This is a genomic window from Paenibacillus sp. FSL R5-0713, assembly GCF_037973325.1.
GTDB lineage: Bacteria > Bacillota > Bacilli > Paenibacillales > Paenibacillaceae > Paenibacillus.
Genome location: NZ_CP150229.1, coordinates 1882796 through 1903537, shown reverse-complemented (window position 1 = coordinate 1903537; position 20742 = coordinate 1882796). Strand labels below are relative to the sequence as shown.

The window sequence follows — 20742 nt, the reverse complement described above, 5'->3', positions numbered from 1 at the left end:
CTATGAAGTTAACCTTTGCAATAATCGTTTGCCTTCACTGCCTTTACCTGCTTCCTGCTGATCCAGAAAATCGGGTAATTCACGTAAATCTGACGGCCGATATCCAGCCCCGCATCCACAATTATGAAAGGTATAACCATGGCGATACAGAATCATCACTTTGGTCCATTGTTTGCTATCATTTTGTTTGGGCGCCTGGAAATCCTGTCCCATGCTAACCATAGACGCAGCACATTGTGGACATTTATATTCGAGTTGTTCCACAACTTCAGGGCGAAGGTCGTATCTGGAAACTTGTTTAAATGATTTGCGACAATTGAAGCATGCATAGATGTCTTTGTATGGTCCTGTCATGGCATATCTGCACATCATCTGCACCCCCTTAATAATTTCCATTATACGGTATTTATCACACACATACGAATGGATTTTGCATATTTGCGAATAATTCGTATACGCGCTCCTTACCTTTGCATTGCAGCTTCTTTCCATGCCTCACCGAGTTCTGCAATCGATGCATACCGCTGGGAACGATCTGCGCTGACTGCACGTATCACAACCTGATATAAAGCCTCTCCGGCACCCCATCTATCATATGAATGGTCTTTCTCCCCACCCAGCAGCGCGAATGCCATGGCTCCCATATTGAATACATTGGTAACCGCATCTATGAGTGCACCCAGCTCGAATTCCTCTGGAGACATAAAACGGGAAGATCCCCACATACGCCCCATGGTATTGGTAAAAGAGCCCTTCCGATACAAGTCTATATCACAAATTTTCATGACGTACTTGTCAAAATCATAGATCAGACTGCCGTCATACAGATCAACAGCCACATACCCTCTCCGCTCCACCTCGATATGAAAATCAAGAATCTGCTCCATCGCGCCAATCCTTGTCTTCACCGGAAGTTGTCTGAACTGATAGTAGGGGGAACGAGGATCTTCATATTTGGCCGGAGGCGGAAATTTCCAGTGGTTATGAAGATTCTCCCCCTCCACCCAATCGAATACACAGACATACCCTTGCTCCGTTGCAAAATGATCCGTTAGTCGGATCAACGTGTCATGCTTCAAATCTTCATAGACGGAAACAGATGATTTCAGATTACGAATGGCTTCCGGGGGACTTCCCGTATGATTCGCATGAATGGTACGTGCTCCCGCATACTTTACGAACAACCTCTTTCCATCCTTTTGCACGATACCGAAGGAGAGATTTCCTGAATCCTGCTGATCGAATACGCGAAAGACCGTACCCAGGGGCCGTAACCAATCAAATGAGTGAGACTCTTTCAAGACAAAGGAAATACCGTCGATCTCAAGTTCAACTTGACCTGTCATAGGACACCTCCTGCTGTGATATCTTCTTCATATTGAATGCTACGTATAAAAGTAATTCATATGCGCCTCATCATATCCCTGACCATGGACCTCCAGTGCGTTACGCTCAATGCCATACACTTCAAATCCATATCGCTCGTATAAGCGTCTGGCTGATTCATTCGTCGTTACCACACTCAGATTAATTTGCTTGATGCCTTCCAGATATCTTCCCCGTTCCAAGACTTCCTGGAGCAATTGCGATGCCAGACCGTTTCCCCGATATGGCGGAGCAACATAGACGCCCCAGATTATGCCTTTGTGCCTGAGCTTCAGGCCATATTCTCTCTTGAAACCCATCATTCCCGCGAGTGTTCCTTCTGTTGTATATGCGCCCAGGATATAATCGTCGGGCTCGTTATGTATGCGTTCCTGCACTTCATTCATGGGAATCCGAATGGATAATTCAAAGGAAGCCCCGAAGGCTTCAGGATGTGTTTTCAATGCTTCCAGTCGAAACGGCCAGTATACATCTGCTTCATCCCGCTTAATATTGCGCATGATATAGGTTTCTTGCTTTCCATTTTCGTTCATTCTTCGACCACTCCCTCCATTTCATAAGGATAATCGATCTGGAGTTTCACATTTGCTGCCGCTTCCTGTCCTGCAAGCAACCCAACAACATAAATTCCCAGATCAATGGACGTGGCTACTCCACCGGCTGTAATTACGTTTCCATCCCGCACGATCCGGCTCTGAATAACCTCAGCAACGTACGGCTGAAGCAGATCATAGGTATACGGATGTGTCGTCGCTCTTTTACCAGACAAAAATCCAGCCGCTCCCAGCAGAAGAGAGCCTGTGCACACGGATACCTTCAGAGGAACAGACTCCGCTTGTTTCAACCAGCCTACAAATGCCTCGTCGTATCGCAGCTTACGCGTTCCCATGCCCCCGGGGACAAACACGAGATCATATTCCGACAGGTCAGGCTTCACTCGATCCACCTTCATTGTTAAACCAGACTCATCCGTGACCTGATCTGTTATTGCACAGGTTTCCCATGTTGTTCCTTTGGTTTGTTCAAAGAAATTCAACCGATTGATCACATCATAAAACCCAGCAAAATCAAGGAAAGTCAGTCCATCAAACAAAACGAATGCAATTTTCATTGGCAACCTCCGCTTATTTTAATTTGGAGAACTCTGGTTATGTTTTTGATTCCGATCCCGTTCCATCGCTTCCTTCACCCAATCACGTTCCGGCAGCTTGCTGTTGATTCGCAAGAGCAAGCCCACAATCACAAGAAGCAGAATAACAACAATGATTTCAAACACGAATCCACCCCTCTCTTGGAAATAGCCGCAATTGTGAATGGATACTGAAGTATATAATCTCTATTTTAATCCACGGGCAATGATCCATTCCAGCCACTTCCACGGTAGCAATGCTTTACCTATGATCAGCACACGCGATCCTTTGCCCAGCGCATATCGAAGCTTTGGTGCACGCATCCGTGCAATTCGTCCGATCAGATCTGCTACCTCCTGTGGGTCAGGTGCCGTCTCGCTTGCATGTTGGGAATAACGAAGGACCGCATCCAGCTTATGTTTATACGGAGAGTCCTCGCTCCGGTGTATCTCACCCAGACCTTTATTCCAGATCGGCGTACGATAAGCACCTGGCTCAACCAATACCACGCGAACGCCGAACGAAGACATCTCATGCCGCAGACTTTCCGAGAATCCCTCCACAGCGAATTTGGAGGCAGCATATGGAGCATAACCCGGAAAACCCGACAACCCGCTGACACTGGACAAGTTAACAATTAGACCTTGCTTCTGTTCACGCATCACAGGCAGGACTGCACGTGTCACAGCGATTAACCCAAACAGATTCGTATCCATCTGGCTCCGCCAATCCTCCATCGATACTTCCTCAATGAACCCGCCAACCGCAAATCCTGCATTGTTCACCAGTATGTCGATGCGCCCATAATCCAGAACGACTTTGGTTATAGCTGCTTGCACCGATTCAGAATCCGTAACGTCCAACTGCTCATACACCAAACGTGCTGTTATGCCTGCCTCTCCTGCAAGTCTGACCAACTCTTCTTTTCGGTTCAGGTCACGCATGGTGGCAACAACAAGGTATCCCTGCTTGGCAAGAGTAATGGCCGTTAACATACCGAAGCCACTGGATGTGCCTGTAATGAGAGCCACGGGATCATATGCACCGGATGTTGATATTCTTTTTTCCTTTGTTTCTTCATTTCTATGATTCTCTGTCTGCATCCGTTGCTGTCCATCTCCTATCTTATATGTCACCACTGTCATGCAGCCACCTGCTCTCCCCCAATATTTTCTCACCAACTCAATCAAGCTGTCTCTCCACCCTGCGTAGCTTGGTGACCCCTGGTTTGAACGCATACGGAACGAATCTCACCTCCGGTAAAGTACAATCCATCCTGCCTGCCAACTTGTTCAATTCATGCAACACATCAGCCCTTACTTGCTCCATTGCTGCATTTCCACCAAGTACTAGTGATACCTCCATCGTCCCGTCCCCACGTTGCACCACACGATAATGTTCAATATCCGGCGAAGCCGCAATGACAGCGCGAGTAACGAAATCCGGAAAGAACGGTACAGACACACCCGTATGCAGTTGTTCAAAATAAAGCGTGTCATCACAGCGGCCTTCAATCCGCTCAATCGCTGTAAACAGAGAACCGCAGGCACATGGCGTCGCCGCCTCGGTCAGAATATCATTCAGCCGATACCGGATGATCGGCTGTGATGTTCTGGAGAAGTCCGTAATAATGGGCACGAACCGGCGGGTGGCCGGGTCCATGTACTCTTTTTCAATATGGACTATATCCTCATTCAAATGCAGTGTGCCATAACGACAGGTCGCTCCCAGGAACCCTTCTGTACACTGGTAGACTTGATGAACGGTCTGTCCAAAGACCTGCTCCAGCACCTTGCGATCCAGGGGGTCCAGCACCTCGGCAACCGAGATGATTTTATCCGGTACAGCGGCCAGGTGACCCGCCACATAGGCGTCCGCCAACAGACGCAGCATGGATGGGGGAGCCACCCAGACGGTAGGTTGGTATTCTTCCAACCGTCTCACCAAGGTCTCCACACGTTCCAGAAGATCAAAGTACTGGAACTGTAACTTGCCTCGCTGCACCGATTCATACAGATTACTGTTGGCCCGCAGGAAAAACGCAATCTTCGCAGGTTTCCACAGCCCACCAGGCAGCAACTTGGCCAGCACCGTGCCCGTCCACGCATCCTGCTCCTGATCACTTACCAGAAATATTCCCCGGTTCCCTGACGTACCCGAGGACAATCCAACAGTCACTCCCTGAATGGAGGGTTTGAAGTCACGCGTTTCTTCACTTTCACCTGCTAGAGCCAACGCTTCATCCTTGGTAATGCCTACCGTATTCAGTGTATCAAAGTTCTCCATCATGATTGATTTGTCAATCATCGGAAAGCTTCTCCAGTAGGATGCGTCCACGCCACCCCACCACTTTCGGTAAAACGGAGATCGGGCGCGGATCTGATGGACATGTCGAATAATCCGACGCTCTTGCCAGCGCTCCAGTTGTTCCCGCGTTTTCCATGTTCGCAGCCCGCGTGCAAGCGCATAATGTACTACAATACGAAGGGTATTGCTCATCGTTTCAGCCCTCCTGTGCCCCAAGCGTCCAGCACATCTCGGCAGTGACTCGGCACTATCCGAATGTCGGGAAACTGCTGATGCAGCTGAACCAACTTGTCAAAGTTACGGTGGTATTCCTGTCGATCAGACATAATGATACCCGCGAGCGCATGAGGCCTGCGCTGTTCACGAAAAGCCCGACTCGACCACACTGCATCCGCGCACAGGAAATAATCATGTTCTTCTGTACGCAACAGAAGTCCCATCATGCCTTCCGCATGACCGGATACCTCCACCCCCAGCAGACTGCCATCGCCGAAGATATCGTAAACCTCATCATAAGGGAACGATTCTCCCGCTCTTGTCCACCGCTCCGGCTGACGCGTAACAGGCAAGGATCTGGCTACAAAATCTTCAGGCAACAATCCAGACAGATAACCTGCCTTCACAGCCGCAATCGGACCGAGTGAGCGCACAGCATCATAAGCTCTCGGCAAATAGATGAATTGTGCCTCCGGGAAATCTCGTACACCTGCGATGTGATCGCCATGAAAATGGGAGAGGATAATATACCGGATATCCGAAGCTTTCAGCCCAAGCCCAGCCAAAAAATGAACGGCACTATCCTCTTCACGATAGACAACCGGTGTAATATGACGATACAGTGCATTGGGCAGATGAGCCGTTTCCTTGAAAAAGCGGGAGCTATATCCCGTATCCAGCAGGATTGGGCCATGTACAGGATGAATGATACAGGCAAAACCTGCCGGGAAAGGCACCGGCTTCAACCGACCACCGCGCAGCGTCAGAAACTCTGGATGTGTACAGTAACCTGCCGCACCCAGATATAGTTCTACCGGAGTTGTCGTCAGCATGATTCAGCCCTCCACCAGTCTGCAAATTGTTGTAAACCTTCTTCAATAGACACCCGAGGGACGTATCCCAATCGCTCCCGTGCATCCGTAATATCCAATGTCTGCGGGATGGATAAGGAGCCAACGGTATACCTTGTCAACACAGGTTCACCCAGCACAGGAATAAAGCCATGAACACGCTCGAGCAATGCTGCAACGCCATATGCTGCCTGATAAGGAATGTTTCGACGACGCAGAGGCATGTCCAGCATGCCAAACAAGCTGCTCACCAACTCATTAAACGCCCTCGGATCGCCATTGGAGATATTGTACGCTCTGCCGAGCGCTTCGTCCGGTGCATCACGGCACAATAACAGGGCGTCCACCACATTATCCACACAGGTCAGATCAATTAAAGCCTGTCCGCCACCGATCATGGGCACGCCGGATTTCGCATTGGCCGCGACAATTCGGGGAAATAACGTCTGATCATACGGACCAAAGATCGCTCGCGGTCGAATCATGACCGACGGAAGTCCCTTTCTATGCCCTTCCATTACGACCTGTTCAGCGAGAAGCTTCGTGGCTGCGTAATGATTCGCTGGTTTGGATGGCAACGGGTCATTTTCATGTACGTTAAATCGTGGTATGTAGTTGAAATATACACTTGGAGTCGAGACATGTATGAATCGCTGTACATCATTTTTCAGGCAGCCATCCATGAGTTTCTGTGTTCCTTCCATATTACTGCTATAAAAGTCACGATATCGGCCCCATGGCGATGACAGAGCCGCACAGTGAAATACCATATCCTGCCCCTTACACGCTTCGTCTACTGTAGCCTCATCCCGTATATCTCCATTAAGGAATCGGATTCCTGCCGACTCAAGTTCTGCACCAACCTTGGGCTGTCGGCCCATGCCCGTGACTTCCCATCCGTCTTCTGCAAGCCGTATCGCGAGGTGCCTGCCCAGACATCCCGTAGCTCCTGTAACCAATGCTCTCTTCATTGTTGTTCACCGTTCCATTCTATGTCGTGAGTCAAAGCTTCAGTCAGTGAGATCTTCTGTGATCTTGCCAGACGCCAGGCGGCCAGCACTACCGCGAATTGTTCAAATAACGGCTGGGTATCCTGCCGCATATAGACCACATCCCTGGCTCCACGCCAGGCAGCTATCCATGCACGGAAATTGCCTTTGCCGAAGATCTGCTGTACTCCGCTTCCCAGCATGGGAAGCATGAGCATGGCTTTGCTACCCTTTGCGGGCGTGATCCATTTTCCTTCTTTGACCAACGTCTCCGGTTCAGTCAGTGCACGCACCAAGTCATCTCCGGGGTGAAACAGATGAATCCCACTCGTTGCCCTCGGATTACACTCAATTGCATACAGTTGCCCATCCTGAACCACTATAAAATCAAACCCAATCTGTCCGCTAAACCCCGTTCCTTCAACGAATTGTCTTACCCACGCAAGGGCACCCTCATGTTCCACCTGTTCAAAAAATACACTGGCCCCCACGCTTCCTGTGCGGTAGCGGCTATCGTAGGTGGCGTGCGCAACCAGTTGTCCTTCGTGGGCTATGCTGTATGTACACAACACCTGACCCGGAATGAAGGCCTGTGCAACCCAAGGGGAAGCAGAGGATAATTCCCCTTCTTCCGGAGGATCGTTACGTAAATGTCGATGCTTCTTTTTGCTTATGTGTCCTTCTTGCTCAGTCCCGCCCGTACCCTCATCGATCAAACGTGTAGGCATGCGAACTTTGGCTGCGAAGCGGGAATACACCGGTTTCCACACCCAATCTCCTGATTCTCCCAGAACAGACTGAGCTTCCATCCATTCCTGCTGATTGTTGATCAGGCGCGTATCCGGAACTGAAAGACCGAGTGACCCTGCAAGCTGGATAAAATCATATTTATGGTGCAGCTCATGTAATTGCTCCATGGTTGTAACCAGAACACGGCAATATGCACGCAGTCTGTCTGCCCCTTGAGCAACATAGAAGACTTCTTCACACATGGGGATCAGCAGGTCGATCTGCCAATCCTGTACCAACCGTTCCAGTTCCGCCAGATAAGTACGTGTGTCATGACGCGGCGATGGAACCACAGCGTACTGTTCCACTGCACGGGATGATCTGGTCAGATGCCGTACGACACTCTCCGCAACATAGACCCGATGGCCTGCACGATGAAGCATACGTGCCAGATCGAGCGTAACGGGAGCCCTTCCGCCTGTAAGCAGCACACGAAGAGAAGCAGCTGTACGATGTCCGGTTTCCCCAGATCTAGTAGTCAAAAATGAGTCCTCCCAATGATAATCCGGCAGCCGTGCCAATCATCAACACCCGATCTCCCCGCTGAATCCGCTGTTGTCTAATCGCTTCATGCAGACCCATCGGGATCGATGCCGCAATTGTATTGCCGTGATTTCGTGTGATGTCCATAAACCGATCTTCAGCAATGCCTAGCTTTTTGCGGATCAGTCTCATCGCCATGGCACTCCCCTGATGGGGAATCACCAATTGGAAATCCTCCATCCGATTCCCGGTCGCCTGCAACATACCACCAATGAATCCGGGTAAAAGTCTGGAAGCCATGCGGAAGATGGCCTGTCCATCCATATGAAATAGGTAAGGCTCAGGCTGATCTGCATTATAATTCGAAGCATGCTGCCGTGTACCGCCACCTGCTATCTCCGAGAAGCGAGCACCTCGGCTGTAGGTTTGAAGGGAAGCATGTACAATCTGTGAGGATGACCCTTCAGGCGAACGCTCAATAATAACGGCGGCTGCTCCATCTCCGAACAGGGCCGCACTCTCTTTATCCGACCAATTTAGTCCCGCTGAGGCAATCTCGGTGGCTACGAGCAGTACTCGCTGGTAACGTCCGGCATCTACCATATAGGAGATCACATCCAGTCCGTTCAGGAAACTCAGGCAGGTTGCATCCATATCAAAGGCGGGTACGCCCGAATCTTGCTGCCCCATGGCCTGCTGGATAAACACCGCCGTACTAGGCAACGGTTGTTCCTTCGTGCCACTGGTACACACCAGGCAGTCGATATCACTGAATTGTAATCCTGCATCCGCAAGTGCAGCTTCAGCAGCCCGCGCGCCCATGAAGGAGGAAGTCTCTTCACCCGAAGCATAATGGCGTACACCTACACCTGTGGCTTTGCTAACCCAGCCTGCAGGCACGCCCAAGCGGCGATCCAGTTCCTCATCGGTAACTTCCTGTTCAGGCAGGTACTTCCCTGTTCCCGCAATCCTCACTCTTCTAAGTTGCATTTCCCCAACCTCTTTCTGTTCATCTGACTGATATATATAAGTTCAGCTAATTAGTATTTACACAGACACTCCGATGACAGAACAACTTTCCGATCGCTGTTATCCCCAGATTTTTTTGATTCCCTTCTTAAAAAGGGAACATCCGGGGATAAGCCGATGCTTCCGATGCAGCTTTCTTTCAGAAAGCTTTTGGGCGCACGCTTAGCTTCTTCAAGTTATTTCTGTCCTCTCCGTTATCGTGTAAATGTTTAGTTGAACATATATAAATGAAATGAGTCCTTAACCTCAAATGGCGAAACGCCATTTGATAGAAGCCTTAAAATATATAATAAAGGGCAGATGCCTCTGCCCTTGCTGTTGTGTTTTCTTTTGTATGAAATATTATTTCTTCTTACTCAGGATCTCGGCAAGAGCGACATCTAACGTTCCGTAGGTGAAAGTGAAGCCTTCCCTCTCCAGTCGCTCAGGAATGACCCATCGACTTTTGAGAACCAGCTCTGTTTCGGTCTTGATGAATCGTGCGCCCAGTTCAAGCATCCAGCGAGGAGAGGGCAGCGCGATCCGAACACCCATCTGTTCTCTCAGACGTGCCATGAGCTCCCGATTTGTAACCGGATGCGGAGAGGACGCATTGAACACACCATTTAAGTGCGGATGCTCTTGCAAATAGATCACCATGCGGAACAGATCCTCGATATGAATCCAGCTGAATTGCTGTGTTCCTGCACCTTGAGATCCTCCCAGGCCAAAACGGACCAGGTTCGTCATGGGCACCATCACGCCGCCCTCGCCCAGCACAATCGCAATTCGCAGTGCAATTTGACGTGTAGACGGCAAACTGAATTCAAAGAAAGCCTGTTCCCAAGCTTTGGCAACGTCGACCGAGAAGCCAGAGCCAATCTCGCCTTCTTTTTCCGTCATGGGACGATCTTCAGCATGTCTGTATATGGTCGCCGTACTCGAATTAATCCATAGTTCGGGAGGATGTTTACAAGCCAGGACGGCTTCCCCGAGAATACGTGTTGTACGCGTTCTGGATTCCAGAATGACTTTGCGATTCTCATCCGTATAACGGCAGTTCACCGATTTACCTGCCAGGTTAATCAACATCTCTGCTTCTTCCAGTGCCTCTATGATCCCTGTACGATCCTCCCAGGCAATATGACCGGGCTGACGCGAGATAATCAGCACCTCATAACCCAGCTTCCTGAACCTTTGGGCAAAATCCTGTCCAACAAAACCCGTTCCACCAGCTAATACAATCTTTTTCACGGTATCCCCTCATTTCCCATACTGGGTAAAGATTTCGCAAGAGATAGATCAACCTGTTTCTATGCATGCAAAATACAGATATTAGATTAAACACCGCTGGTGACCCGTTGGTTTGATTTAATTCGCACCCAGCGCCGTGTACAAGCGATCCCGCTCTTCGATAGCCCATGTGTTTGCAGGGTTTTGTTCCAGTTGATATCTGAGCTCATCATAAAAGTCATGGATCATGAATCCGTCCGGCAAAGTCCCAAGCATGGCTGTAAAGTTGTACTCGGGCAGTGTTCTTTTTCCTTCACTGATCTGCTTCAGCCAGTCCATCCACTTCGCAAGAGTAAGCACTTCCTCCTGCCATAACTCAGCCTGTAACCCAAGCGCATCTTGAAGTTGTTCGTACGCCAATGGATCAGCGAAGACGCGGCAGGCCTGAACAGCCAGTGCATACAATTCAGTCACAGCAAGGCGTACCTCATGCTCAAGTTCGACTTCCAATCCTTCCAGATAGTCCTGAACCTGAATGCTCTCTCCATCATCATATAGTAGCGGGGCTTGGGCCAATAGGCGTACAATCTCTTCCATTTCTTGCATTGAAACTCGCTTCTGCTCATAGAGAGCAGGTAATTGATATGCTGTAATGATCATTCACTCCTACATCGTTCTTCTATTAATGACCTATATTATAACATGGTTTGGCAATCATCTATCAGGATAACTTGACTATCCACTACAAGTTGTAGTAGTTTATACGTACTACGTAGTGTAGTAATATGCTCGTTATGGACGCATAACGATGTTAAGGAGTGTTCACTGTGAACCAGATTCAAAAATTATCCGAAACAGAAATGGAGTTAATGGTCGTTATATGGTCATGCGATCCACCCGTCACCTCGACAGAGCTATTAGACATATTCGCTGAGAAAGGGAAAGCGTGGAAAGCGCAGACCATGTCTACCTTTCTGTCCAGATTGGTGGATAAAGGCGCTCTTACCGTGACGAGGCGTGGAAGAATCAATGATTACAAACCTCTTCTACAACCAGAAGACTATAAACTACAGGAAACACAGCACGTGCTTGATGGGCTTTATCAAGGTTCTGTCAAGAATTTGGTTTCGGCCATGTATGACGGCGATAAGCTTTCAGACGATGACATTTCAGAACTGAAAAAATGGCTTTCGGAAAAGTAGGTGCAGATCATGAACATCTTTTTTAAAATTCTGTGCAGCCTGACCGTGGCTGGAAGTATCGTTGCCATATGTATGTTGACACTGCGACTCATACCTGTATCTGTTTTTCCGACCAAGTGGCTCTACAGACTCGGTAAAATGGCTCTCTTGTTCTATCTGCTCCCGGTATCCCTTGGCCTTTCATGGCTTTTGGGTTTTGCATTCCCTCCTACATCAACTGTACCGAGTATGGAGCATGCAACATCTACAAGCTTACTTGCAGGGACATTTATCTCGGCACAAACCATTTCTGTAACTACAGCCTGGTCCCTGTTATGCATATGGGGCATTGGCGTCATCGGTTTTTCTGCATGGCAGGTGTACTGTTATCGGAGATTTTTGAATGAACTATCACGCACACGTATACCAGTTCTCTATGATAGTGAAGCCGCTATACAGCTGCCATTAATCAAAGAGGCTTTGGGTCTCCAACGCAATATCACGCTTGCTCACAGCACGGCAGTACGGAGCCCTATACTGGTCGGCTTGTTTAAACCAACCATATATCTTCCACCCGAAAATACGGTAAAGATGGACATCAAGATGGTGATTCATCATGAGTTGGTACATCTGAAACATCAAGATCTGTGGGTCAAGGCTCTGACCTTGGGGGTTAGTGCCCTGCACTGGTTCAATCCCCTGATTCATATGATTCGCCGGGACATTCATACCTGGAGCGAATTAGCCTGTGATGAAGATGTGGTGAAAGAGATGTCCCACGAAGAACGAAGACAATATGGTGAGACAATTTTAAATGTGATGGCGGGAACCAAGAATATGCCTGCTCAATTTTGTTCATCCCTGTCGGGTGAAGGCAAACAATTAAAAAGGAGATTGATGAACATGTTTAACGTGAAGAAACTGAACAAGAAACACTGGATGTTAAGTATGGGGGCCCTATTGCTTATTACAGGAGTAAGTACATCCACCGCAGTATGGGCATCAAACCATACGGTTAAAGTAGAGGCCAAGGCTACTGAAGCCGTGCCTGTTCCTACCGTATCTGAAACTCCTGAAATCGCAGCTTCTCCATCTAAATCCGGAATTTCTGAAGCTGTAACTGCTCCCGCTGCTTCCAAAACGCCTGAAATCGTGGCTATCCCTGAGGATGAAGTTTCAGAAAATATACCAGCTCCTTCGACTACTGAACCTTCTGAAGTTCAAGTTGTAGAACCAGCCACAGTTCCTTCTCCTGCTGGATCTTCTGAGATGGTAGCCCTCCCTTCCGAGGCTGCAACCGTTCCTTCTCCTGCCTCATCTTCTGAAATGGTAGCGCCTGCGGATCAGGTTTCTGAAGCTGTACTTGTTCCTTCAGAGAAGTAACACAACGTTAAGGAACAAGTACACCCATATATGCAAAAGGACGAAGCATAAGTATTTTAAGGAACAAGTACACCCATATATGCAAAAGGACGAAGCATAAGTATTACGCTTCGTCCTTTTTGCATATTAGATAAACGTTTTGATCGTAGCAAAATATTCACGGATCATGTTGACCGGCTTCAAATATCCCGGTGACGGGGCCGATATACCGTATTCTGCCGCGTACCCGTTCTTGGCAGCGATATATTTGGAACGGAACATATGATAGTCACTGGTGACAATCATGATCTCGGGGTGCTCCAATCCGGATTCATGAATGATTTTTTTGGAAAAGGCCAGATTCTCCTGTGTACTCGTCGAGCGATCTTCCATAATGACTTGGGCGGGGTTAATCCCCTGTTCAATCAGATAGTTTTTCATGGCAAGCGCTTCGGGAATCGATTCCCCGGGTCCCTGTCCACCCGATACAATCACCGGCGTCTGAGGGTGACTGCGAATGTAGTCCAGACTGGCATCTAACCTTTGCTTGAGGGTCAATGACAATTCCGTTCCCCGAATGCCTGAACCCAGAATAATGACATAGTCCGCTTCTTCCGGATCATTCGCACCAAGCTGTGTGAACACAAGTGCTTCAACAATGACAAAGGAGACGGCAACCACACCAAATCCGGTAAGGATAATCCGTTTCAGAATAACATGCTTCTGATAGTCAATCCGTCTTAGCACGATAAAAGCCACCGTGATCATTCCGAAAAACATGACCGCAAACCTCTGGCCCCAAAAGACCAGAAAAGCTACAAAACATGCCAACAGGACAAGATCAATGATCAGTCCGTTTTTCTGTAAGAACTTTTTCATCAATTCCGTAGACACTCCTTCTTGTACCTGCACTTCCGCAAATCACTTATCTTTCAGTCTGTTATTATCGTTAGTTTGGGCCACTGTTGTTGCCAGCACTTCTTCTGTACGCGTTGATTATAATAATCAGCATCCGTGAAGAACGGGCTTCGACGAACCATTAACGCATACAGATCACACAGACCATGAGGAGCGCAGATGTTAACCCGATCTTCTTCATCCAACTGTACCCCTATGGCAGTCACAATCTCTGGCCAATAGCGAAGAGCATCTTCAGTAGAAAGATAAGGATCTGTGCCATTGCGCAGATGCATTCTGGCCTGATTTTTGACCGACCACTTGGCATTGCCTGTCAACTCACGAAGCTGACACTCCAACTGTATGTCTCGTTCCTCTCGCAGATCTTGCGCATCGTAATAGACAACATCAATATCACTATGCAGCTCTCGAACAGCATATCCATGGAGAATATCCCAGATATAATTGCGAATATATCCTGCACCTATGTAACATTGTGGCAAATGGAGACCTCGGACTCTCCGCAGGTCATGCATTAATTGCTCGTGCTCCGCAATTGCCCGGATGAATTTCTCCTCATGCAACAAGTGGTCCTTCTCTTTACTCCCGATGCTCTACTCACTCCCTCAATCTATTCTACCTGCTTACTGTGCCTGCATCCAATATATCATGTTTGGGTGTCTCCGATAAAATGAACAAATCCCCTCAGGCGGTCACCTAAGTGTCATCTGAACAGATGCATCTTAAGGTCATTCACCTGAGGGGATTGCATGAAGAAATCTGATTCATTTTTTTAGTCAGCCCCACATCCCAATTAGCAAAATGCCGGCAAAAATAACGACGGAACAGAGAATACGCTTTTTCCCCTGCTGTTCTTTCAGTAGTAAAATACCGAGGAAGGCTGCAAATATCGTTCCTACTTCCCGAAGGGGACCCAGTCTTGCCATCGGTGCCTGCTGTAACGCAAACAGAAACAACAGATACGAGCCCGGATTCAGTAACGCGCCAAGCATAATGGTCGATCGATTCACCTTCCACTCCTGACGCAGTTGACGAGAAGCCAGCAACGCAGGGGTTAAACCGGCGACAAAACCAATGTTGGTCACTTCAAGTAATGATAAGGGTGAGATATGTTCCAGATTCAGCTTATCCACGAACACGTAACTGGTTGTACATAAACCTACACATAAAGCCATCAAAACCGGCTTCAATCCCGTTACACGCGAGCCCGTATTAACATCTCTGCTTCCGGCACCACTGAGCACCGTAAATCCGCCGAGCATACACGCAATGCCGATCCAGCCGTACAATGATAAGGTTTCGCCCAGAAAAGTAACTCCGATTAGAGGTACCAATAAGGTGCTCGTTCCCCGCATAATCGGATAGATCTGAGATAGATCGCCGAGTTCGTAGGTCTGAGACAACAGCCAAGAGTACAATGCCTGCAAGCCCATCGACAGAATCAGTAGCGCATAGGCTGCCATGGATAAGGGTTCACGTGCCAATTCCACAATGAGTACAGGAAGCAATATAATCGTTGGAATCATCATGATGGACCACAAAAACACACTTTTATTCAGACTGCGCTTGGTAAACATGCTCCAGACGGCATGAGCCATCCCGGAAGCCAGTACCAGCATTATAGGTAAAATCATAATCAAAACGTTCCTCTCTACTCCATCACTCTTTTATATAATCTATTGTGCTGAAGCGCTCCCAGGTTGATGTTCTGGCTGCTCCTTCACGACAGAGCCGTCTTCCAGACGAAGCCATGTATCAAAGCTGCGTTGTCCCGCCTTCAACTGAATGATGCGTCCTCCGCGCAGCATGCCTTCCCTTCCATATGTACTGTGCCCACTCGAACGCCCGTAGCAGAGACGAATGCCATGGTAATTCCCGTGAAAATCATTCACATGATCATGTCCGCAAAAGGTTCCCATCACATCGCCCATCTCCAGCAGTGCTGAGAACAGCCCCGAGTTCACTTGGGAAGAACAGACAGGCTCGTACTTGCTGCCATAGCAGATCTGCGTGTCCCACATGGACTGGTATTCAGGAATCGGGATATGAAAAAACGCCAAGGCGGGTAGCTTATCTCCGCGGCTGCGGCCGGGATTGACGCGTATGGATTCAGACATCAGCCACTGGATCTGATTGGGCTGAATCCAGTCATAGCCGGGAATAGACTCAACTGTGGAATAACTCCCTGAATCGAGGAAATACAATACTGCAGCCGGACTCCCATCCGGATCGGCTACCTCCAGCGTGTAATTGCTCATCCCTGCAATCTCGCTTGGACCAGGCTCTGTCACGTTATACTCATGCTCCTGAATGACATCCATTAATCCATCGGGAGTAATCCGATTTTCCGTATCGTGATTGCCGTACACAAATGCCCACGGAATGCCACACTCTTCCACAACTGCTAAGGCCTCACGGAAAGCCTGCTCCGGATGCTCACATGCCTTTTTCCCCTGATCTACCGGCCCCGTATAGATCACATCCCCTGTAAACACAACCAGATCGGGTTGTTCCGCTTGAACAACGGTATTCATTAACTTCCGGGTTCTGATATCCTCAGGACGACCGTCTTTCCAGTGCAGATCTGTAAACTGCACAATTTTAAACGTTCCATCTTTTTGAAAAGTCAGCTGTCGCTTCACTCTTTTGACCCCCTCATTAGTAAGTAAAAATACATGTTATATAATTATGATCTCGTTACACTCTGTATGTTGTTTCTTGTGACATTATGTTGTTTTATATGATCTTATCTTCACATGATAGTACTGTCAATACATCATTAACTTCATCATCACATCTCTGTCCCATGTCTTGGATAACAAAATAATCAAGATCCTAGACGGTGCAATTTATTTCTTTTAAAGTACACGTTCGGTAAATTGACAAGCTTTGCTTGACCTTTTAAACTATATAAATCAACATAAATCCACAAGACTACACGAATTATAAATTTAAAATACATATGTATACGCAATACAGGAGGTTCGACAACGTATGTCTCTAACGTACGAAGAGCGCAAAAACACTATTCTTACCCGTTTGGCTACCCAAGGGAAAGTTCAGGTTCAGGCTTTGGCAGATCTGTTTCAGGTATCTACAGAAACCATACGACGTGATCTGGATCGACTCGAAAAGGAAGGCGAATTGCGTAAAGTCTATGGCGGAGCTGTTCGTGTACGTTCAGGAATGATCGAAGCCCCTTTTCAAAAGCGTGCGCAGCTTCAGATGAGTGAGAAACAGCGCATCGGCATTGCAGCTGCCGCTCTGATTGAAGATGGTGAAACCGTGATGTTGGACAATGGCACAACAACACTGGAGATCATGCGTCAACTAAGAAATCGTTCACAGGTGACTGTCATCACCAACTCAGTTCCAATCCTCACCTGTGCGCTGGAAGGTTTTGCAGGTAAAATCATTTTTGCTGGAGGTGAAATCAATTCAGCGGTGCAAGCTTCCACGGGGCCAGTCACACATGAATTGCTGAGTCAGTTCAAAGTAAACAAAGCATTCATCTCTGCCGGCGGTGTTTCGTTAATGGATGGTGTAACAGACTATTTGCTGGAAGAAGCACTTGTTTCCCGCAGAATGATGGAACGAGCAGAAGAGTCCATTTTGGTAGCCGATCACACCAAATTTGGTCGATCCACGTTTGCACAGATCTCCCCCATGAATCACGTATCAATGGTCATTACAGACTCCGAATGTTCGACAGAATGGATTGAGGCCCTACATCAAATGGAGATTGAAACGGTTCACACGATTTGACAGTGTGAGCTATTTTTTATACCTTTATAAGGTATAATGATCGTTCTATCCTATTTTCAAGAGAGGACATTCCTGATTATGAGCAGCAAAAAAGAAATGCTTTTGAACGTGGCTGAAGAATTATTTTATCTTCATGGCTTCCATTCCATTGGATTGAAGCGAATTATCACAGATGCCGGAATCGCCATCATGACGTTATATAACCACTTTGAATCCAAGGATGACCTTATCGTTCAGGTGCTCCTCCGGCGCGAACAGCGTTATTTGGAACAGTTAAGGCAATATGCAAACAATAAAGAACAACCCATGTTTCTCAATCTGGCTGAAGGACATGCAACTTGGTTGAAAGAACACGAGTCAAGAGGTTGCTTGTTCTTACGCGCCAAAGAAGAATTCGGAGGTCATGCAGACCATATCATCGTCCAGACAGTGAATGCACATAAAAGACATATGAGAACGTTAATCCAAACATTGGCGCCTGCTGCAAGTGATCGAGATCTGATACGATTCGCCCTGCTGCTGGAGGGTTCTACGGCACTTGCTGAGACAGAAAATGTAAATGACGTCTGCCGAGAATTGATCCATATGACGCAAACCAGTTTCAAGTAGTCCTATTCCGGGTGAGTTAGTAGTTCAACTCACTTTTTTATTTAAGTGAAAATATAATGATCGTTCTATCTAAAAAGGCGGTGGATTTTATGAAAAAAATTATCTTTCCAGGCATTGCACTTATCGCTGTATGTTATGCATTCGGGCGATTCAGTTATGGATTGTTTATGCCGGAAATTTCGGAAGCCTTACACTTGAATGACGCAGCCTCTGGGGCGATTAACTCTGGAACGTATATTGCCTATTGTCTGTCCCTTCTAACGGCACCCCTGTTGATTAATCACAAGGGGCACCATTATGTCATTCAATTGGCAGGCATCAGCGCAGTGCTCGGATTAACCGGCATTGCCCTGTCTCAGAATGCATGGGTTCTTGCATTTAGTGTATTTCTAGCCGGTTTAAGTACAGGCTGGGCCTCTCCGGCACTTGGTAACACGGTTAATGCGGAACTTGCACCGGATCTGCAAGCCAGAGGCAACAGCTGGATTAATACAGGGACCAGCTTCGGAATTGTTATATCCGGTCCACTCTACTGGCTGTTCACGGATTACTGGCGTCTAACCTACATCCTGTTTGCCGTGATCGGTGTTGTGGTTCTGCTGTGGAACAGACGTGTCATTCCGGCAACCAAGACACTGCCTTGTACCAAGTCGCTCTGGACATGTATGAAACCAACCAGACCCGGGTCTGCTCTTCTGATGGCTTGTCTGTTAACAGGTGTTAGTTCCGCAATCTACTGGACCTTTGCCCGAAACTTCCTCACGGACGAGAAAGGGGCCTCCGATTCGGAAGCCGTGTTGTTCTGGATTGTGATGGGGGTTATGGGGATACTCGGCGGATGCGCCGGACGCATTATTGAACGTATTGAGATTGGGTGGTCCTACCGGATAGGTATACTTTTATTGGCTATCTCGCTGAGGGTAATCCTGCTTCCATCCATGGCGGCAAGCCTGATCTCTGCGATCATATTTGGCAGCACATATATTTTCCTGACCAGTGTATTTATCGTTTGGGCAACGCGACTATTCAGTCCCAATGTATCCATCGGAATTAGTCTTGCCTTTCTCGCGCTGGGTGCTGGGCAATTCCTCGGTTCATCCATGGCAGGTTACACGATTGAAGTGTTCTCCAATACAACGGCATTTCTGGCCTTTGCTGTACTCGGGCTGTTCGGATTGTTAATTCGAGTGAAATAAATGACAGAACAACGTTCTGATCGTTTTTTATTCTACTCGGCGTACACTTCCGGTCAGTCCATACTGAAGCCGTACATCTACAAAAGTAACTGTGGTCCCTTGCCCGATTGGGGATTGGGCCACGATGCCAACTTTGATCTCTTCGGGGCAATCAAGGCCAAAATAACGTACCAGTTTCCACTTCTCACCATCCTGGGAATAATGGAAAGCAAAGCTGCTGCCTGCACGGGCTACACGCAGATAAGGCTTGCTGACATCTACAGAGGATGATACACAATCATCCGAGTTACCACGGGTCACAACACTGAGAATGGACGGCTGTTCTTCAAAAAATTCAAAGCAGACTTTAGCCCAATTCGTATCGTCTACCATTACCATCAGACAGCCCGAGTCATACTGTTCTTTCATGTCCACCTGTACTTGAGTGACGATGCTGAAATCTCCCTTGATTATCGTATGTAAAAATGGAGCTGAGGCTTTCACCGGGTCACCTCCCGGATCAATGAAAAAGTCACTGACTGGCGAAACGGTTATCGTTACTTTGCCGTCTTCAATGGACCAATCTGCTGGCTCGTTCAGCCATCCCAGGTTGGCAGATAAAGTCTGACCTGAACAATGTTCGAATAGATTCGTCATGTGGCACACCCTTTGTGTTGGAGTTTAAGCTGACTCATTTCTCTATTTGTATTCGGTATGTCTCATGGTTAATCCTGTATCCATCCCCGTTATCTTACACCCGTGTGTACGATTGGATGAACCGCTCGTCCCACACTTGCACCTCAATATAACGTTCCGGACCCTTATCGCCCTGACGGTTCCATTCCTGAGGCCAACCATAGGTTTGGATCACTTCGATGATTTCATCTTTGGTATAAATCTGCTTACGATAAGGTTTAGCATCGTCAAACCTCATTGTTGGAAACAAGTCCCCGTAGGTAAAACTCACAACATCGACAGGAAGATCACCCCACGGAATGAGCACATGATCAGGTTCTGAATACCAGGACGACAACCATTCACATGCGCCAAGCGTCAGGTAATGGGGATATGATTGCAGCGGCTTTCCACCTTTGGCAACAAACTGCTCATAAGCTCTATGCTCAAGCATTCTGCGAATGGCCATGTAATCTGCGGATCGCCGACTGGCAAAGTTCCTTCCCTGAAGACGGATCTGCTGAGTTACTGCTTCTGCTTCATCCGCAGACAGGCTGGAGAGATTTCTGAAAGGACCAAGACTTTGTTCAAAATAATGATAGGCATTCCAGTCGTTCAACCCTTCCACTCCCTTCATTATTAATAAGGTAATTTTATCCATAATA

24 protein-coding genes are annotated in these 20742 nt (G+C 47.8%); 5 read left to right on the top strand and 19 right to left on the bottom strand.

Features of this window, described 5'->3' with window-relative positions:
- The 13 genes from MKZ12_RS08720 to MKZ12_RS08660 form a co-directional block, all read right to left on the bottom strand.
- Positions 1-372, bottom strand: coding sequence for a hypothetical protein (locus MKZ12_RS08720; RefSeq protein ID WP_339259976.1), 372 nt, complete (start codon positions 370-372; stop codon positions 1-3).
- A gap of 92 nt (positions 373-464) precedes the next feature.
- Complete coding sequence (locus MKZ12_RS08715; protein ID WP_339259974.1) at positions 465-1346, bottom strand: serine/threonine protein kinase; 882 nt, start codon at positions 1344-1346, stop codon at positions 465-467.
- Positions 1347-1385: 39 nt separating this feature from the next.
- A complete protein-coding gene (locus MKZ12_RS08710) occupies positions 1386-1919 on the bottom strand; it encodes a GNAT family N-acetyltransferase (RefSeq protein WP_339259972.1) in 534 nt (177 codons plus the stop codon).
- Entirely contained in the window at positions 1916-2497 is a 582-nt protein-coding gene (locus MKZ12_RS08705) for a DJ-1/PfpI family protein (protein WP_339259970.1), read from the bottom strand. The genes MKZ12_RS08710 and MKZ12_RS08705 overlap by 4 nt, the downstream gene beginning before the upstream one ends.
- An 18-nt stretch (positions 2498-2515) precedes the next feature.
- Positions 2516-2662, bottom strand: a complete 147-nt coding sequence (locus MKZ12_RS08700; RefSeq protein WP_339259969.1) for a hypothetical protein — start codon at positions 2660-2662, stop codon at positions 2516-2518.
- 60 nt (positions 2663-2722) lie between these two features.
- A complete protein-coding gene (locus tag MKZ12_RS08695) occupies positions 2723-3661 on the bottom strand; it encodes an SDR family oxidoreductase (RefSeq protein WP_339259967.1) in 939 nt (312 codons plus the stop codon).
- Positions 3662-3698: 37 nt separating this feature from the next.
- Positions 3699-5015, bottom strand: coding sequence for a F390 synthetase-related protein (locus tag MKZ12_RS08690; RefSeq protein WP_339259966.1), 1317 nt, complete (start codon positions 5013-5015; stop codon positions 3699-3701).
- Positions 5012-5872: an MBL fold metallo-hydrolase gene (locus tag MKZ12_RS08685; RefSeq protein ID WP_339259964.1), complete on the bottom strand. Its 861-nt coding sequence runs from the start codon at positions 5870-5872 to the stop codon at positions 5012-5014. Before MKZ12_RS08685 ends, MKZ12_RS08690 begins: the two co-directional genes overlap by 4 nt.
- Entirely contained in the window at positions 5866-6861 is a 996-nt protein-coding gene (locus MKZ12_RS08680; RefSeq protein ID WP_339259962.1) for an NAD(P)-dependent oxidoreductase, read from the bottom strand. The genes MKZ12_RS08685 and MKZ12_RS08680 overlap by 7 nt, the downstream gene beginning before the upstream one ends.
- Positions 6858-8150 (bottom strand): ATP-grasp domain-containing protein, encoded by a 1293-nt coding sequence (locus MKZ12_RS08675; RefSeq protein WP_339259960.1) that lies wholly within the window; start codon positions 8148-8150, stop codon positions 6858-6860. The genes MKZ12_RS08680 and MKZ12_RS08675 overlap by 4 nt, the downstream gene beginning before the upstream one ends.
- Entirely contained in the window at positions 8140-9141 is a 1002-nt protein-coding gene (locus MKZ12_RS08670) for a beta-ketoacyl-ACP synthase III (RefSeq protein WP_339259958.1), read from the bottom strand. The genes MKZ12_RS08675 and MKZ12_RS08670 overlap by 11 nt, the downstream gene beginning before the upstream one ends.
- Positions 9142-9522: 381 nt before the next feature.
- Complete coding sequence (locus MKZ12_RS08665) at positions 9523-10413, bottom strand: TIGR01777 family oxidoreductase (protein WP_339259956.1); 891 nt, start codon at positions 10411-10413, stop codon at positions 9523-9525.
- Positions 10414-10530: 117 nt separating this feature from the next.
- The gene (locus MKZ12_RS08660; protein WP_339240745.1) at positions 10531-11052 is read right to left on the bottom strand and encodes a hypothetical protein; all 522 of its coding nucleotides are present in this window, start codon (positions 11050-11052) and stop codon (positions 10531-10533) included.
- Positions 11053-11219: 167 nt separating this feature from the next.
- On the opposite strand from MKZ12_RS08660, the gene MKZ12_RS08655 reads away from it, so the two are divergent.
- A complete protein-coding gene (locus tag MKZ12_RS08655) occupies positions 11220-11594 on the top strand; it encodes a BlaI/MecI/CopY family transcriptional regulator (RefSeq protein WP_339240744.1) in 375 nt (124 codons plus the stop codon).
- 9 nt (positions 11595-11603) lie between these two features.
- Entirely contained in the window at positions 11604-12956 is a 1353-nt protein-coding gene (locus tag MKZ12_RS08650; protein ID WP_339259954.1) for a M56 family metallopeptidase, read from the top strand.
- A 126-nt stretch (positions 12957-13082) separates the two neighbouring features.
- Here MKZ12_RS08650 and MKZ12_RS08645 read toward each other — a convergent pair whose 3' ends face one another.
- The 4 genes from MKZ12_RS08645 to MKZ12_RS08630 form a co-directional block, all read right to left on the bottom strand.
- Complete coding sequence (locus MKZ12_RS08645) at positions 13083-13814, bottom strand: YdcF family protein (protein WP_339259953.1); 732 nt, start codon at positions 13812-13814, stop codon at positions 13083-13085.
- Positions 13815-13867: 53 nt separating this feature from the next.
- On the bottom strand, positions 13868-14416 hold the full coding sequence (locus MKZ12_RS08640) for a nucleotidyltransferase family protein (protein ID WP_339259951.1): 549 nt from the start codon (positions 14414-14416) through the stop codon (positions 13868-13870).
- Positions 14417-14629: 213 nt separating this feature from the next.
- Positions 14630-15487, bottom strand: a complete 858-nt coding sequence (locus tag MKZ12_RS08635) for a DMT family transporter (RefSeq protein WP_339259949.1) — start codon at positions 15485-15487, stop codon at positions 14630-14632.
- Positions 15488-15529: 42 nt separating this feature from the next.
- A complete protein-coding gene (locus tag MKZ12_RS08630) occupies positions 15530-16495 on the bottom strand; it encodes a metallophosphoesterase family protein (protein WP_339259947.1) in 966 nt (321 codons plus the stop codon).
- A gap of 352 nt (positions 16496-16847) precedes the next feature.
- On the opposite strand from MKZ12_RS08630, the gene MKZ12_RS08625 reads away from it, so the two are divergent.
- The 3 genes from MKZ12_RS08625 to MKZ12_RS08615 all read left to right on the top strand — a co-directional run bounded on the left by MKZ12_RS08625 (position 16848) and on the right by MKZ12_RS08615 (position 19423).
- The gene (locus tag MKZ12_RS08625) at positions 16848-17618 is read left to right on the top strand and encodes a DeoR/GlpR family DNA-binding transcription regulator (RefSeq protein ID WP_339240735.1); all 771 of its coding nucleotides are present in this window, start codon (positions 16848-16850) and stop codon (positions 17616-17618) included.
- A 78-nt stretch (positions 17619-17696) separates the two neighbouring features.
- The gene (locus MKZ12_RS08620) at positions 17697-18227 is read left to right on the top strand and encodes a TetR/AcrR family transcriptional regulator (protein WP_339259946.1); all 531 of its coding nucleotides are present in this window, start codon (positions 17697-17699) and stop codon (positions 18225-18227) included.
- Positions 18228-18316: 89 nt separating this feature from the next.
- A complete protein-coding gene (locus MKZ12_RS08615; RefSeq protein ID WP_339259945.1) occupies positions 18317-19423 on the top strand; it encodes an MFS transporter in 1107 nt (368 codons plus the stop codon).
- Positions 19424-19450: 27 nt separating this feature from the next.
- On the opposite strand, the gene MKZ12_RS08610 is transcribed toward MKZ12_RS08615, so the two are convergent.
- Together MKZ12_RS08610 and MKZ12_RS08605 are read right to left on the bottom strand one after the other, a co-directional pair.
- Positions 19451-20059 carry a DUF1349 domain-containing protein gene (locus MKZ12_RS08610; RefSeq protein WP_339259943.1) on the bottom strand — a complete coding sequence of 203 codons (609 nt, stop codon included), beginning with the start codon at positions 20057-20059 and terminating at the stop codon, positions 19451-19453.
- Between the two features lie 94 nt (positions 20060-20153).
- Complete coding sequence (locus MKZ12_RS08605; protein WP_339240729.1) at positions 20154-20696, bottom strand: hypothetical protein; 543 nt, start codon at positions 20694-20696, stop codon at positions 20154-20156.
- Between the last annotated feature and the right edge of the window lie 46 nt (positions 20697-20742).